The following is a 14,608-nucleotide window of genomic DNA, read 5'->3' on the forward strand; positions in this document are numbered from 1 at the left end:
TATTTTTATTGGATTCCATCATTATTGAGCGCGAAGAATTACTAAACAGCTTGTTTTTATTATTAAACATAGTATTTTCATAGACGAACAATCGTGCATTCAAAATTCAAATTATTATATTGCAAAGAGAAATTACTTTTAGTTTTTCTGTACTACCCAACAACAATATGTGGAGTTTAATAATCCCGTGATTGATGCGATTCTTTTTCTGCTAACAGAAAAGAATAAACAAGCAAAAAGATAAAAAACGAATTACCCAGTTAAAGTGCCTGCTAATGACCATTTACAACACATTTATTATCGACGATGAACCCGATGCCGGAAAATTGTTGGAGAACCTGTTGAGTTCGCATTCCTCAATCCGTGTAACAAAAGTTTTTACAGATGCCCTCGAAGCCCTAGAGGCACTATTAGTTGAACAGCCTCCGGTGGTTTTTTGCGATATAGAAATGCCGGAAATAACAGGAATGGAATTGCTTCAACAGGTAAACAACAATTCCCCACAAACAAAAGTGATTTTTGTAACTGCTTTTAAAGATTATGCCCTGGAAGCCATTCAGAACAGTGCCTTTGATTTTATTTGCAAGCCCATCGATAAATCGGAATTGCGCCGGGTGGTGCATAAGTTAATCGCAGCTTTTCAATCGCAACAAGCTAACGAACCGGAAGAAGTTCAGCGAGTACTATTAAAAACAACCGAAGGTCATCACTATGTGTCGGTTAATGAAGTGCTTTACCTGGAAGCTGATAGCAATTACACTTATCTGGTTTTAAAAGATGGAAGAAAGTTGTTATCGAGCGTTAACCTGGGGAAAATACATATGCAATTTCCGGAAGTAAATTTTGTGCGCATCAGCCGAAAACATGTAATCAACAAACAGTACCTCAGCTTTATGAATTTCTGTAAAAAGTATTGTATTGTTTCCAATAACGGAGAAGAATACCAACTTGAAGTGAGTGTAAAGATGAAGGATTTAAAGAAGGAGCTTTCTTAGGTTACTGACACGGTAATGGTACACAGAAATCTAAAATCCTATATCCCGTATGAAATCCACGCTTAAAAATATAGCGTCAAATCCTTATATACAATCTGCTTTTGTTGGAGCTATGGTAACACTCTTGGTTTATTTTGTTTGGGATACGTCCATAACAAAATACAAGGTTGAGGTTGAACCTTTTGCCCATAAATCAGAAGCTAAAATGCATTGGTTTGTTGGAGATTTTAACAATGATGGGAATAGCGAACGGATAAGGTGTTTTAATGGGATAAACTCCCAGTCAATGGATATTGTATACTATAATAAAGATGGCAACCTGATAGAACATTTTCATTTTCACCATTCAGACTGGACATATACTATGGTCCCCAAAATTCTTGACATTGATGAAGATGGCAGTCAAGAGATACTCTTTTTTACAACACGTAATGATTCCATTTTTTTGAATGCTTTTAACCTAAAAAAGTTCTCACCTGTTATAGACCAACTCTATTTCAACTCATTTGAGAGAAAAAGAAATAACTATGCACAGACCAACTTTTTTGGAGAATACGGTGATTTTGACAACGATGGAAAAAATGAACTTTTTTTTAGCTTTGACGCTGGTTTCGGGCTAAATCCAAGAGGACTATTTAAGTTACAATTCCCATCACTTGAGATATCCGCATCATCAACAGATTATATGGTGATTAACTCCTCTAGTTTTACCGACTTTAATTCAGATGGTATACCCGAGATTCTGTGTAATGTTAGTTCACCATGTAACGTAGATGACAATAACAACAAATACTCGGATACCTTAGCTTATATAACTGTTTTGGATTATGATTTGACCCCCATATTCGCTCCGATTCCTATGGGGCCGGAATATTCCTCCATTGTGTGTTTACCTTCTCCAAAACATAATTCATTATTCTATTCCTTGTATTATTGTCGGTCTAATCATGAAGAGCCATTTAAAATAATGGTTGTAAACAATCATGGAGAGATAGTGAATGAGAAAAGTTGGATGAATATAGCAAATCCGGAGGATCGTTACCGTGGATTTGAAATTGTAAATGGAAACCCATATGTTTTTTTTCATGATGTTGGCAGATTTGAATTAACTCCATCACTTGAAAAATTACCTGGTAATTTAAATTACAATCAAAATAGCCCTAACCAAACACCAAACTGTTTAATTGACCTCAATGATGATGGATGGGATGAGTGGATTTACTATAATCAGAAAGATATATTAAAAATATATAACGAGAAGGTTGGCGAACTTCTAACTCTTAACTCTCCTCTATCGATAGAGGGATTTTTTAAGGTCATTCCTTATTATGAGGATAAAAAAATTACAAAGTATTTTGTTGATACCGGAGGAGGATATTTCTTCTTTAAATACCAAAAGAATCACTTGTTCTTTTCTTTGTATCTGATTTATTTCTTTGTGTTTTTAATTACTGCAAGTCTAATCTTTGTTATACTTTACTTTCAAAAACGTACTATCGAAAAAAAATGGAATACCGAAAAGCAACTTTCCGAATTACAGTTTAACGCGGTGAAAAACCAATTGAATCCCCATTTTCTTTTTAATGCTTTGAACTCTGTGGCCTTTATGATCAACGAAGGGAAAAACGACGAGGCCTACGATTTTTTAGCCCTTAACTCGCGTATGATACAACGGGTAATGAACGATGCAAAAGAAGTAAAACGCCCCTTAAAAGATGAAATTCAGTTTACCAAAGATTATTTAAAAATACAGAAACACCGATTTAAAGACAGGTTTGATACTGAATTTATTGTAGAAGCCAATGTTGACGAGAATATAGAAGTTCCTAAAATGTGTATCCATACTTATGCAGAAAATGCTATTAAGCATGGCTTTCGAAACACTAAGTCAGGAGGTTTGCTAAAAATAAGTATTGAGCCGGAAGTTCAGGGAATTTTAATTGCAATATCAGATAATGGAATGGGAAGAATAGCTGCTTCGAAATACAAAGACTCTACTGGAAACGGAATTAACATTATGAAGGAATTTTACCGTTTGTTTGATAAGTACCATGGATTTAAAATTGATTTTTTGATAGAGGATAATAAACCCACTGGAACTGTTGTGAAACTGAAGCTTATAATTCATCATTAGTGAAACAATAGTTTTACCTGCGTTATTGAAATGAAAAAGCCGATCCGTCAAAACGACGGACCGGCTTTTCAATATGGTAAAGAAAATTATTATTCTTCTTTCTTTTCTTCGTCAGCTGATTCATCAGCTTTAGGCTCTTCAGTTGCTTCTTCTGCTTTAACTTCAGTTTCAGTTGCGGCTTCCGGTTCTTCTGCCACTTCTGTTTCAACAACTGGTGCAGCTTGTGCAGCAACTTCAGTAGCTTTTTTGGCACCACCACGACGTGAACGGCGTTTTTTAGGTGCAGCAGCTTCTTCTGTTGCAGCCAACATTGCTTCGTTAAAGTCGACTAACTCGATAATACACATATCAGCGTTATCGCCCAAACGGTTACCGGTTTTCAGAATACGAGTGTATCCTCCCGGACGATCTGCTACTTTTACTGCTACTTCACGGAATAATTCCGAAACAGCTTCTTTATCTTGCAAGTAACTAAAAACAACCCTGCGCGAATGTGTAGTATCGTCTTTTGCCTTTGTAATTAATGGCTCAACGTACATACGCAAAGCTTTAGCCTTGGCAACTGTGGTTGAAATTCGCTTATGCGCGATAAGCGAACTTGCCATGTTAGCCAACATCGCTTTACGATGCGCAGCTTTACGGCCTAAGTGATTAAATTTCTTATTATGTCTCATTGCCTTTTACTCCTTATCCAATTTATACTTCGAAATATCCATTCCAAAATTCAGTCCCATGTTATCCAAAAGGTCGTCAAGCTCAGTCAACGATTTTTTACCAAAGTTTCTGAATTTCAGCAAGTCGTTTCGGTTGTATGTAACCAAGTCACCCAATGTGTCTACATCGGCAGCTTTCAAACAGTTCAATGCACGAACTGATAAATCCATGTCAACCAGTTTTGTTTTCAGGAGTTGACGCATATGAAGTACTTCTTCATCAAATTCTTCATTTGCAAATTTCTCATCAGAATCAAGTGTAATCTTTTCATCTGAGAACAACATGAAATGATAAATAAGAATTTTAGCAGCTTCTTTTAATGCTTCTTTGGGCTGAACAGAACCGTCGGTTTTAATATCAAGAACTAACTTTTCGTAGTCTGTCTTTTGTTCAACACGATAATTCTCAACAGCGTATTTAACAGATTTGATAGGTGTGAAAATTGAGTCGATAGCAATTACGCCAAATTCTCCTTCGGTTGGTTTATTTTCCGTTGAAGGAACATAACCACGACCTTTGTTGATTGTAATTTCCATGTTAATTTTCACATCAGGCTCCATTCTGCAGATTACAAGTTCTGGATTCAATACCCTAAAACCGGTCATAAATTTATTAATATCACCGGCTGTGAATTCTTCCTGACCTGTAATTGAAACCGATACTTTTTCGCTATCAAAATCGTCAACTTCGTTTTTAAAACGAATTTGTTTCAGATTAAGAATGATATCAGTTACATCTTCAATCACACCTTTAATGGTTGAAAACTCATGATCAACACCTTCGATTTTAACTGTAGTAATTGCATATCCTTCAAGTGATGATAGCAGGATTCGACGTAATGCGTTACCTACGGTAATTCCATAACCGGGTTCTAACGGACGAAATTCGAATTTTCCGAACTTATCATCGGATTCTAACATAATAACCTTGTCAGGCTTTTGGAATGCTAATATTGCCATAATGACCTTATAAAATTTATTATTTTGAATACAACTCTACAATCAGTTGCTCTTTGATATTTTCAGGTATCTCTTCGCGTTCCGGGCGATTCAGGAATTTTCCTGCCATTTGATCATCAGCCCATTCAAGCCACTCGTACTGAGAGCTCCGGCGCGAATGCAATGAGTCAGTAATTTCTTCCATCGCCTTTGATTTCTCTCTCACGCCAACAACATCTCCAGGTTTCAACTGGTATGATGGAATATTTACAACATTTCCGTTTACTACTATATGTTTGTGTGTTACAAACTGACGAGCCGCAGCCCGTGATTTAGCAATACCCATTCTGAAAACGACATTGTCGAGTCTCGATTCGAGAAGCTGCAACAATACTTCACCGGTAACACCTTTTGCAGCCGAAGCTTTTTTAAAGAGTCCACGGAATTGTTTTTCCAAAATACCATAGGTATATTTTGCTTTTTGCTTTTCTTTTAACTGTAAACCGTATTCAGATTTTTTCCTTCTTTTTGCCGACAAACCGTGCATTCCAGGAGGATAATTTTTGTGTTCGAATACTTTATCGGGTCCAAAAATTGGTTCACCGAATTTACGAGCTATTTTTGATTTTGGTCCTCTATATCTTGCCATAACCTTTTCCTTTTAATAATTATACACGTCTTCTTTTCGCCGGACGACAACCGTTATGTGGAAGCGGTGTTACGTCTACAATTTCAGTAACCTGCAATCCAATTGAAGCCATAGCTCTAATTGCCGATTCGCGACCATTGCCCGGTCCTTTAACGAATACTTTTACTTTACGAAGTCCAAGGTCGTAAGCCGTTTTTGAACACTCTTCCGATGCTACCTGTGCAGCATAAGGAGTATTCTTTTTCGAACCACGGAATCCTTTTTTACCCGCTGACGACCATGAGATTACCTCACCATTCATGTTGGTCAGCGTAATAATGATATTGTTGAAAGAAGAGTGGACATGAGCCATTCCATTGGCTTCAACCACAACTGTTCTCTTTCTACTTGATACTGTTTTTTTTGCCATAACTCAAATTCCTTATTTAGTGGCCATTTTTTTATTGGCAACAGTTTTACGTTTTCCTTTACGGGTACGAGAGTTGTTCTTAGTACTTTGTCCGCGTACCGGTAAACCAATACGATGACGAATACCACGGTAACAACCAATATCCATTAATCGCTTAATGTTCATTTGAACTTCAGAACGCAATTCACCTTCTACTTTAAAACTTTCGTTTATAACTGTACGAACAGCTGCAAACTGATCATCGTTCCAATCCTGTACCTTAAGGTTTTTGTCAACTCCTGCTTCTTCTAAAACAGAAACTGCCCTGCTGCGGCCTATACCATAAATATAGGTAAGTGCTATTTCACCTCTTTTATTATTTGGAATATCAACACCAACAATACGTGCCATAATAATTTTTAATTTTTCAGATTAATTATCCCTGACGTTGTTTAAACTTAGGGTTCTTTTTATTAATCACATACAAACGACCCTTTCTGCGAATAATTTTGCAGTCGGAGCTACGTTTTTTAACTGAAACACGAGTTTTCATCTCAATTTTATTTTTTAAATTTTAGGTATTCGATGTCCCGAAAACCGGGATAACTCACCCAGGATTATTTCATCCTGGCCTCGTTTCATTTATACATCTTTAGTTTTTATATCTAAACGTAATTCTACCTTTAGTTAAATCGTAGGGAGACATCTCCACTTTTACTTTATCGCCAGGCAATATTTTAATATAGTGCATTCTCATTTTTCCTGAAATATGACCTGTTATAACATGTCCGTTTTCCAGTTCAACTCGAAACATCGCATTTGATAATGCTTCTATTATGGTTCCATCTTGTTCTATTGAAGCTTGTTTTGCCATAAACTAAATAATTTTTGCCTTTAAATATTAAAAATGTGCTTATCCTCTTTCAATTACATTGCACTGCCGCCTGCACGTCCTTTAATCCGGCCCGATTTAGTCAAACCGTCGTAATGACGCATTAACAGGTGACTTTCAATTTGCTGTAAGGTATCTAACACTACACCAACAAGAATAAGCAGCGATGTTCCTCCAAAAAAGAGGGCGAACGACTGATTCATTCCCATTAACATGGCAAAAGCCGGAAGTATTGTTACCAGTCCCAGGAAAATTGATCCCGGAAGTGTAATTCTCGACATGATTGTATCTAAGTATTCAACGGTTCGTTTTCCCGGCTTTATACCCGGAATAAAACCGCCATTCTTTTTCATGTCTTCCGCCATTTGAGTTGGGTTAATCGTTATAGCCGTGTAAAAATACGTAAAAGCTACCACTAATAAAAATTGTGTTAAGTTGTACCAAAATCCGTTGATGTTTGTTAATGCAGCCGCAACACCACGCAGATTTTCAGAATTTGCAACACCAACAAGTGTAATAGGTACCATCATAATTGCCTGTGCAAAAATGATTGGCATAACACCTGCCGCATTTACTTTAAGAGGGATGTACTGACGTACTCCACCATATTGTTTGTTACCTACAATTCGTTTTGCATACTGCACCGGAATTCTGCGGGTTCCCTGAACCAACAGAATAGATGCCATAAAAACCAAAAACAGGATAACAAACTCTACCAGGAACATCACTAACCCACCACCTTGTTGATTAATACGAGAAGCAAACTCCTGTACAATCGACTGAGGTAAACGGGCAATAATACCAATCATAATGATTAATGAGATACCATTACCAATTCCTTTATCGGTAATTCGCTCTCCTAACCATAGCACAAACATCGAACCGGCTGTTAAGATTACAATGGAAGGAATTGTAAACCAAAACCCTGACATTGCAAAAGCCGAATCGGGTAACTGCATGTGCAAATTGGCAAGATATGCCGATGCCTGTGGAATTAAGATTAACACGGTTAAATAACGCGTTATCTGATTAATCTTCCTTCTACCTGACTCACCCTCTTTCTGCAACCTCTGGAAATAAGGTACTGCGATTCCCATTAACTGAATCACAATAGAGGCAGATATGTACGGCATAATTCCTAAAGCAAAGATAGAAGCCTGAGCAAATGCACCTCCCGAAAACATGTTAATCAGGCCCAAAAGTCCGTCTGAAGTTTGATTCTTCAGGTTTTCCAATTGAGCCGGATCAATTCCCGGAAGCGAAACAAAGGAGCCTAGCCTGTAAATTAACAGGAAAAACAAAGTTGTTCCGATTCGAAATCTTAGATCTTCAATCTTATAAATATTCTTTAGGGTTTCTATAAATCGTTTCATTACAGTTTAAAGTATTTCTGTGGTTCCTTGTAATTTTTCTATTGCTTCTTTGGCACTTTTTGTAAAGGCGTTTGCTTTAACATCTAATTTGATAGTTAAATTACCGCCTCCCAGAATTTTAATTCTGTCATTTTTCTTTGCCACTCCCACTGAAATCAGGAATTCTTTATCGATTACAGTGGTGTTCTTTTTTTCAGCCAAAACTTGCAAATCTCCAATGTTGATACCTTTGTATTCAACTCTGTTGATATTTTTAAATCCTGACTTTGGAACAACGCGCTGTAAAGGCATTTGACCACCTTCGAAACCGATCTTTTGAGAATATCCGGATCTTGATTTTTGTCCCTTATGTCCACGAGTTGATGTACCGCCACGGCCTGAGCCCTGACCTCTACCAATTCGTTTCTTGGTTTTTAATGATCCTTCAGCAGGTTGTAAGTTACTTAAATTCATTTTTCAGATATTTTGAATATTATTTAACTTCTTCAACACTAATTAAATGCCTCATTTTGTTGCACATTCCAACAATTTGAGGAGTAGCTTCATGAACAACCGGTGTATTTAATTTTTTTAAACCCAAAGCCTCAAGCGTTAACTTTTGGCGCTTGGTTGAACCGATGCTACTTTTTACTTGTGTAATTTTTAATTTAGCCATAACTGTGTTATCCTTTAAAAACTTTTTCTAATGAAACACCTCTGTGCTGGGCTACTGTATATGCATCGCGTAACTCCAGTAAAGCATTCATAGTTGCTTTTACCAGGTTATGCGGGTTAGAGGAACCTTTGGATTTTGCCAGAATATCATGAATTCCAACGCTTTCCAGTACGGCACGCATTGCACCCCCTGCTTTTACACCGGTACCCGATGTAGCAGGTTTTAGCAAGACGTTAGCTCCTCCAAACTTTGCTGTTTGTTCGTGTGGAATAGTTCCGTTAATAACCGGAATTTTTACCAGGTTCTTTTTAGCAGCGTCAACACCTTTTGATATAGCGGTGGTAACTTCACTTGCTTTTCCGAGGCCCCAACCTACAATACCGTCTTCGTTACCAACAATTACAATTGCAGAGAAACTAAAAGTACGTCCACCTTTTGTAACTTTTGTAACACGGTTAATGGCTACCAACCTGTCTTTTAATTCGAGGTCGCTTGTTTTTACTTTATTACTAATTTTCGCCATAATGTATTAGAATTTAAGGCCACCTTCGCGGGCAGCGTCAGCTAATTGTTTAACTCTACCATGGTACAAATAACCACCTCTGTCAAAAACTACATTTTCTATGCCGGCTGCAAGTGCTTTTTCAGCGATTGCTTTACCTACCATAGCTGCTTTTTCAGTTTTTGTACCTTGTTGTCCGGCAATTTCTTTTGATTTTGACGAAGCATTAAGAAGTGTTACTCCCTGAACATCGTCAATCAGTTGAGCATAAATTTCTTTATTACTTCTGAAAATACACATGCGTGGACGTTCGGCTGTACCTTTTACTATTTTGCGTACGCGCATTTTTATTTTTGCACGTCTTTCTATTTTTGTTAATGCCATAATAATTAATCGTTTAAAAAATTATTTAGCCGCAGCTTTACCAGCCTTACGCCTTAATTCTTCGCCAACGAACTTAACACCTTTACCTTTATAAGGCTCCGGTTTACGGAATGATCTGATTTTTGCGGCAACCTGTCCAAGCAATTGCTTGTCGAAACTTTTTAAAGTAACAATCGGATTTGCACGTTTATCAGATTTTGCTTCAACTTTAACTTCTGCCGGAACTTGCAAATAAATGTGGTGGGCAAAACCCAAAACAAGATCGAGTACGTTATTTGGCATAACCTCGGCTCTGTATCCTACACCTACTAATTCCAGCTTTACTTCGTATCCTTTAGAAACTCCAATAACCATGTTGTTTACTAAAGAACGGTAAAGTCCATGCATTGCTTTTTGGCTTTTCTCATCGCTTGACCTTTTAACTTCAAGTGTGCCGTCTTCAACAGCAACAGTAATGTTTGGGTCAACTTTTTGTGACAGTTCTCCAAGAGGTCCTTTTACAGTAACAACATTTTCGTCGCTCACCTGTACGGTTACTCCTGCAGGAACTGATATGGGTAATTTACCTATTCTTGACATGACTTTACTCTTTTAATACACGTAACATAATACTTCTCCACCAACATTAAGCTCTTTGGCTTCTTTATCGGTAATCACACCTTTCGATGTGGAGATTATTGCTATTCCCAAACCATTTAGTACACGTGGAATACTGTTTGTGTCGCAGTATTGACGTAAACCTGGTTTACTAATGCGTTCTAACGCTTTTATTGCAGATACTTTTGTTTCAGGATGATATTTTAATGCAATTTTGATATTTCCCTGGTATCCTGTTTCCTCTTCGAATTTGTAATTCAGGATATAACCTTTGTCTTTCAGAAGTTTGGTTATTTCCTTTTTTAGATTCGATGCAGGAATGTCCACCACACGGTGTTTTGCCATTATTGCATTTCTTACCCTTGTCAGATAATCTGCTATTGGATCTGATATTTTACTCATTATTCAAATCTTTAAAACGATTACCAACTTGCCTTTTTAACTCCAGGAATTAAGCCTGATGACGCCATTTCTCTGAAATCAATCCTGCTGATTCCGAATTGACGCATATAGCCTTTGGGTCTTCCAGAAATTTTACATCTGTTATGCAAACGCACTTTTGATGAGTTTTTTGGAAGTTTTTGTAAACCTACCCAATCGCCTTCTTCCTTTAGCTTGGCACGTTTTTCGGCATATTTCTCAATTAGCTTTGCACGTTTTACTTCGCGTGCCTTCATTGATTCTTTAGCCATTACTAGTTATTTTTAACGTTTTTAAATGGTAAACCTAATTCTCTTAACAATGCAAAACCTTCTTCATCGGTATTTGCAGAGGTAACGAAGGTAATGTTCATCCCGTTAATCTTGCTTACTTTATCCAGAACTATTTCCGGGAAAACAATTTGCTCGGGAACGCCTAGTGTATAGTTACCACGGCCGTCCATTTTGCTTTCAATACCACGAAAATCGCGGATACGTGGCAAAGCCACAGCAATTAAACGGTCAAGGAATTCATACATTTGGTCGCGACGCAATGTTACACGCACGCCAATTGGCATCTTTTTCCTTAATTTGAAATTAGAGATGTCTTTTTTAGACACCGTTTGAACTGCTTTCTGACCAGCAATCATCGTCATCTCATTTGTAGCAACATCGATAAGTTTTTTATCGGCAATTGCTGCTCCTACTCCCTGGTTTAGAACAATCTTTTCTAATTTCGGAACTTGCATTACAGAAGAATAATCAAACTCTTTTTTAAGATTCGAGATGATTTCTTCCTGATATTTCTTTTTAAGAGTGGGTATGTAAGCCATTACTTGATCTCCTCTCCTGATTTTTTGGAAAAACGTACTAATTTACCTTCATCATTCAATCTCCTGCCTACACGTGTTGCAGCGCCTGCTTTGGCGTCGAACAGCATAAGGTTGGAGATGTGTACAGGTGCTTCCTTTTCGATGATACCACCTTGCGGAGATTCCGCATTAGGTTTGGTATGTTTTTTCATCATATTAACACCTTCTACGATCGCTCTATCTGTTTTTGTAAGAATTTCGAGAACACGGCCTTTTTTGCCCTTATTGTTACCCGAGATTACAACAACAGTATCACCTTTCTTTATGTGTAATTTTTTTTGCATTTTAAGCTATTTTCTAATTACAGTACTTCTGGTGCGAGAGAAATGATTTTCATGTTCTTATCTCGCAACTCACGAGCTACGGGGCCGAAAATACGTGTTCCACGCATTTCGTTTGCTGTGTTTAACAATACTACTGCATTGTCGTCGAAACGAATATATGAACCGTCGGCACGACGATTTTCTTTTTTCGTACGAACTACAATTGCACGCGATACTGTACCTTTTTTCACATCCGATCCCGGCATGGCACTTTTCACAGTAACTACAACTGTATCGCCTAAAGAAGCATAACGTTTTCTTGTTCCACCCAAAACGCGGATACATAACACTTCTTTTGCTCCACTGTTATCGGCTACTGCACATCTTGATTCTTGTTGTACCATGATTACTTAGCTCTTTCAATTATTTCAACTAACCTCCAGTTTTTGGTTTTACTTAATGGACGTGTTTCCATTATTTTTACAGTATCACCAACATTGCAGGTATTTTCTTCATCGTGGGCACGGAATTTTGTTGTTTTATTAACGAACTTTCCATAGATTGGGTGTTTTACTTTACGTTTAACTGCCACAACAATGGATTTTTCCATTTTATCGCTAACAACGACCCCGATTTTCTCTTTCCTGAGATTTCTCACTTGTTTTTCTTCCATCGTGAATTAATTCTATTTTTCTTTTAATTCAATTTCGCGAAGAACAGTCTTTAATCTTGCGATATCTCTCTTGGTATTCTGAATTTTCATCGGATTATCAAGTGGACTTACCGCGTGATTCATTTTTAGGCGAACAAGATTTTCCTTTTCAACCTGTAATTTTTCGACGATTTCTTTTTTCGTCAATTCTTTGATTTCAGAAGTTTTCATTATTCACCTTTTTGTTCTTCAACATAATCACGTCTAACCATAAACTTTGTTTTTACCGGTAATTTCTGGGCGGCTAATCTTAAAGCTTCTTTGGCCATTTCAAATGGCACGCCATCAGCTTCAATAATTATTCGACCTGGAGATACCGGAGCAACAAAAGCTTCAGGAGCACCTTTACCTTTACCCATCCTTACTTCGGCTGGCTTTTTGGTAATTGGTTTATCGGGAAAAATCCGTATCCATATCTGACCTTGTCGTTGCATATAACGGGTTACCGCAACCCTCGCTGCTTCAATTTGGCGACCGGTAATCCAATCTTCTTCCAACGACTTTATTCCAAATGTACCGAATGCAAGTTGGTTTCCGCGATTTGCGTAGCCTTTCATCCGGCCCTTTTGTACTCTTCTAAATTTTACCTTTTTTGGCTGTAACATCCTATTAAATTTCTGAGTGTTAAACCACTATTTTCTTCTTCTTCCGCGACCACCTTGTTTATCACCTCTTCCTCCCGGCTTTTGTCCAAAATTCGGAGATAAATCGCGGTTACCATATACCATACCTTTACAAATCCAGACTTTTACACCGATAAGTCCTGTTTTTGTAGTTGCTTCAGCCAATGCGTAATCAATATCAGCACGCAATGTATGAAGCGGAGTACGGCCGTCTTTATACATTTCAGAACGAGCCATTTCTGCTCCGTTTAACCTACCTGAAACCAATACTTTGATTCCTTCGGCTCCCATTCTCATGGTTGAAGCAATGGCCATTTTTGTAGCCCTGCGGTAAGCAATCTTACCCTCGATTTGACGAGCAATGTTAGTTGCAACGATTTTCGCATCGAGTTCAGGACGTTTGATCTCGAAAATGTTAATCTGTACTTCTTTACTGGTAATTTTCTTTAATTCTTCCTTCAGCTTGTCAACTTCCTGACCGCCTTTACCAATAATAATTCCGGGGCGCGAAGTATGTACCGTAATAGTTATTAACTTCAAAGTACGCTCGATTACGATTTTTGATATACTGGCTTTTGCAAGACGCGCATTCAGATATTTTCTGATTTTGGTATCTTCAACCAATTTATCGCCATAATCGTCGCCACCGAACCAGTTTGAGTCCCATCCTTTAATGAACCCCAAACGATTTGCAATCGGATTTACTTTTTGTCCCATGAATTATGAATTAAGATTTTCTTCAACAACATTTTCTTTCCTGTCAACGTAAATGGTTACGTGATTCGAGCGTTTTCTGATTCGGTGTGCACGACCCTGGGGAGCCGGACGTAACCTTTTCAAAATTCTACCTGAATCTACCATAATCGATTTTACGTACAGTTCATTTTCCTCTAAACGAACTCCTTCGTTTTTAGCCTGCCAATTGGCAATAGCCGAAAGAAGAAGTTTTTCTACCCTGCCTGATGCTTCTTTTGAAGAATACTTCAAAACATCTAAAGCTTTGTTTACTTCCATTCCCCGCACCATATCGGCAACAAGCCTCATTTTACGTGGAGAAGTAGGGCAGTTTCTTAAAACAGCAAAATATTGTTGCTTTTTTTCTTCTTTTCTTTTCTCAGCTGCTAGTCTTTTTCTGGCACCCATTTTCTTTTCGTTTTAATTTAAAAATTATGCCTTAACGCTTTTTATTACCAGCATGCCCCCTGAACGTACGTGTAGGTGCAAATTCGCCCAGTTTATGTCCAACCATATTTTCGGTTACATACACCGGAATGAATTTATTTCCGTTATGCACGGCAATTGTGTGCCCTACAAAATCAGGAGAAATTACTGATGCTCTGGCCCAGGTTTTTACAACCGATTTTTTATTCGATTCATTCATAGCTAAAACTTTACGTTCTAACTTGAAATCGATAAACGGACCTTTTTTTAATGAACGACTCATAATTTATTCCTCTTTACTATTTTTTCCTACGTTCTACAATATACTTGTTGGAAG

General features: G+C 37.6%; 25 protein-coding genes and 1 pseudogene. 2 read left to right on the plus strand and 24 right to left on the minus strand.

Annotated features, from left to right (window positions below):
- The first annotated feature begins 275 nt into the window (after nt 1-275).
- The gene (locus QZ574_RS12725; RefSeq protein WP_297090039.1) at nt 276-995 is read left to right on the plus strand and encodes a LytTR family DNA-binding domain-containing protein; all 720 of its coding nucleotides are present in this window, start codon (nt 276-278) and stop codon (nt 993-995) included.
- A gap of 49 nt (nt 996-1,044) precedes the next feature.
- Nucleotides 1,045-3,129 (plus strand): histidine kinase, encoded by a 2,085-nt coding sequence (locus QZ574_RS12730; protein WP_297090041.1) that lies wholly within the window; start codon nt 1,045-1,047, stop codon nt 3,127-3,129.
- Between the two features lie 323 nt (nt 3,130-3,452).
- On the opposite strand, the pseudogene rplQ reads toward QZ574_RS12730, so the two are convergent.
- The 24 genes and pseudogenes from rplQ to rpsS all read right to left on the minus strand — a co-directional run.
- A pseudogene (gene rplQ, locus QZ574_RS12735) lies at nt 3,453-3,803 on the minus strand (50S ribosomal protein L17); the annotation flags it as partial.
- A gap of 6 nt (nt 3,804-3,809) precedes the next feature.
- The gene (locus QZ574_RS12740) at nt 3,810-4,802 is read right to left on the minus strand and encodes a DNA-directed RNA polymerase subunit alpha (protein WP_297090043.1); all 993 of its coding nucleotides are present in this window, start codon (nt 4,800-4,802) and stop codon (nt 3,810-3,812) included.
- A gap of 19 nt (nt 4,803-4,821) precedes the next feature.
- Nucleotides 4,822-5,430, minus strand: a complete 609-nt coding sequence (gene rpsD, locus QZ574_RS12745; protein WP_297090045.1) for a 30S ribosomal protein S4 — start codon at nt 5,428-5,430, stop codon at nt 4,822-4,824.
- A 19-nt stretch (nt 5,431-5,449) separates the two neighbouring features.
- Nucleotides 5,450-5,839, minus strand: coding sequence for a 30S ribosomal protein S11 (gene rpsK / locus QZ574_RS12750; RefSeq protein WP_297090047.1), 390 nt, complete (start codon nt 5,837-5,839; stop codon nt 5,450-5,452).
- A gap of 12 nt (nt 5,840-5,851) precedes the next feature.
- Entirely contained in the window at nt 5,852-6,229 is a 378-nt protein-coding gene (rpsM, locus tag QZ574_RS12755) for a 30S ribosomal protein S13 (protein WP_297090049.1), read from the minus strand.
- Between the two features lie 25 nt (nt 6,230-6,254).
- Nucleotides 6,255-6,371: a 50S ribosomal protein L36 gene (gene rpmJ, locus QZ574_RS12760; RefSeq protein ID WP_158863326.1), complete on the minus strand. Its 117-nt coding sequence runs from the start codon at nt 6,369-6,371 to the stop codon at nt 6,255-6,257.
- Nucleotides 6,372-6,470: 99 nt separating this feature from the next.
- Nucleotides 6,471-6,692: a translation initiation factor IF-1 gene (gene infA, locus QZ574_RS12765; RefSeq protein ID WP_297090055.1), complete on the minus strand. Its 222-nt coding sequence runs from the start codon at nt 6,690-6,692 to the stop codon at nt 6,471-6,473.
- 53 nt (nt 6,693-6,745) lie between these two features.
- Nucleotides 6,746-8,083 carry a preprotein translocase subunit SecY gene (secY, locus tag QZ574_RS12770; RefSeq protein ID WP_297090057.1) on the minus strand — a complete coding sequence of 446 codons (1,338 nt, stop codon included), beginning with the start codon at nt 8,081-8,083 and terminating at the stop codon, nt 6,746-6,748.
- A 6-nt stretch (nt 8,084-8,089) separates the two neighbouring features.
- A complete protein-coding gene (gene rplO, locus QZ574_RS12775; RefSeq protein ID WP_297090059.1) occupies nt 8,090-8,536 on the minus strand; it encodes a 50S ribosomal protein L15 in 447 nt (148 codons plus the stop codon).
- A gap of 19 nt (nt 8,537-8,555) precedes the next feature.
- On the minus strand, nt 8,556-8,738 hold the full coding sequence (gene rpmD, locus QZ574_RS12780; RefSeq protein WP_297090061.1) for a 50S ribosomal protein L30: 183 nt from the start codon (nt 8,736-8,738) through the stop codon (nt 8,556-8,558).
- Between the two features lie 7 nt (nt 8,739-8,745).
- Nucleotides 8,746-9,261, minus strand: a complete 516-nt coding sequence (gene rpsE, locus QZ574_RS12785) for a 30S ribosomal protein S5 (RefSeq protein ID WP_297090065.1) — start codon at nt 9,259-9,261, stop codon at nt 8,746-8,748.
- 6 nt (nt 9,262-9,267) lie between these two features.
- On the minus strand, nt 9,268-9,624 hold the full coding sequence (gene rplR / locus QZ574_RS12790; RefSeq protein WP_297090067.1) for a 50S ribosomal protein L18: 357 nt from the start codon (nt 9,622-9,624) through the stop codon (nt 9,268-9,270).
- Nucleotides 9,625-9,645: 21 nt separating this feature from the next.
- Nucleotides 9,646-10,203, minus strand: a complete 558-nt coding sequence (gene rplF, locus QZ574_RS12795; protein ID WP_297090069.1) for a 50S ribosomal protein L6 — start codon at nt 10,201-10,203, stop codon at nt 9,646-9,648.
- A 12-nt stretch (nt 10,204-10,215) separates the two neighbouring features.
- Nucleotides 10,216-10,623, minus strand: coding sequence for a 30S ribosomal protein S8 (gene rpsH, locus QZ574_RS12800; protein ID WP_297090072.1), 408 nt, complete (start codon nt 10,621-10,623; stop codon nt 10,216-10,218).
- 20 nt (nt 10,624-10,643) lie between these two features.
- The gene (gene rpsN, locus QZ574_RS12805) at nt 10,644-10,913 is read right to left on the minus strand and encodes a 30S ribosomal protein S14 (RefSeq protein ID WP_297090074.1); all 270 of its coding nucleotides are present in this window, start codon (nt 10,911-10,913) and stop codon (nt 10,644-10,646) included.
- 2 nt (nt 10,914-10,915) lie between these two features.
- Nucleotides 10,916-11,473 carry a 50S ribosomal protein L5 gene (gene rplE, locus QZ574_RS12810; protein WP_297090075.1) on the minus strand — a complete coding sequence of 186 codons (558 nt, stop codon included), beginning with the start codon at nt 11,471-11,473 and terminating at the stop codon, nt 10,916-10,918.
- Nucleotides 11,473-11,796 (minus strand): 50S ribosomal protein L24, encoded by a 324-nt coding sequence (gene rplX, locus QZ574_RS12815; protein ID WP_297090077.1) that lies wholly within the window; start codon nt 11,794-11,796, stop codon nt 11,473-11,475. The genes rplE and rplX overlap by 1 nt, the downstream gene beginning before the upstream one ends.
- 17 nt (nt 11,797-11,813) lie before the next feature.
- On the minus strand, nt 11,814-12,179 hold the full coding sequence (gene rplN / locus QZ574_RS12820; RefSeq protein WP_297090079.1) for a 50S ribosomal protein L14: 366 nt from the start codon (nt 12,177-12,179) through the stop codon (nt 11,814-11,816).
- Nucleotides 12,180-12,181: 2 nt separating this feature from the next.
- Entirely contained in the window at nt 12,182-12,448 is a 267-nt protein-coding gene (rpsQ, locus tag QZ574_RS12825; protein WP_297090082.1) for a 30S ribosomal protein S17, read from the minus strand.
- A gap of 12 nt (nt 12,449-12,460) precedes the next feature.
- Nucleotides 12,461-12,658 carry a 50S ribosomal protein L29 gene (gene rpmC / locus QZ574_RS12830; RefSeq protein WP_297090085.1) on the minus strand — a complete coding sequence of 66 codons (198 nt, stop codon included), beginning with the start codon at nt 12,656-12,658 and terminating at the stop codon, nt 12,461-12,463.
- Nucleotides 12,658-13,092, minus strand: a complete 435-nt coding sequence (rplP, locus tag QZ574_RS12835) for a 50S ribosomal protein L16 (RefSeq protein ID WP_297090087.1) — start codon at nt 13,090-13,092, stop codon at nt 12,658-12,660. The genes rpmC and rplP overlap by 1 nt, the downstream gene beginning before the upstream one ends.
- Before the next feature lie 27 nt (nt 13,093-13,119).
- On the minus strand, nt 13,120-13,827 hold the full coding sequence (gene rpsC / locus QZ574_RS12840; RefSeq protein ID WP_297090089.1) for a 30S ribosomal protein S3: 708 nt from the start codon (nt 13,825-13,827) through the stop codon (nt 13,120-13,122).
- A gap of 3 nt (nt 13,828-13,830) precedes the next feature.
- Entirely contained in the window at nt 13,831-14,253 is a 423-nt protein-coding gene (gene rplV / locus QZ574_RS12845) for a 50S ribosomal protein L22 (protein WP_297090090.1), read from the minus strand.
- Between the two features lie 31 nt (nt 14,254-14,284).
- Nucleotides 14,285-14,554: a 30S ribosomal protein S19 gene (gene rpsS, locus QZ574_RS12850; RefSeq protein WP_297090091.1), complete on the minus strand. Its 270-nt coding sequence runs from the start codon at nt 14,552-14,554 to the stop codon at nt 14,285-14,287.
- Nucleotides 14,555-14,608 lie beyond the last annotated feature (54 nt).

Origin of the sequence: uncultured Draconibacterium sp., from assembly GCF_913063105.1 — a bacterium.
Taxonomy (GTDB): domain Bacteria; phylum Bacteroidota; class Bacteroidia; order Bacteroidales; family Prolixibacteraceae; genus Draconibacterium.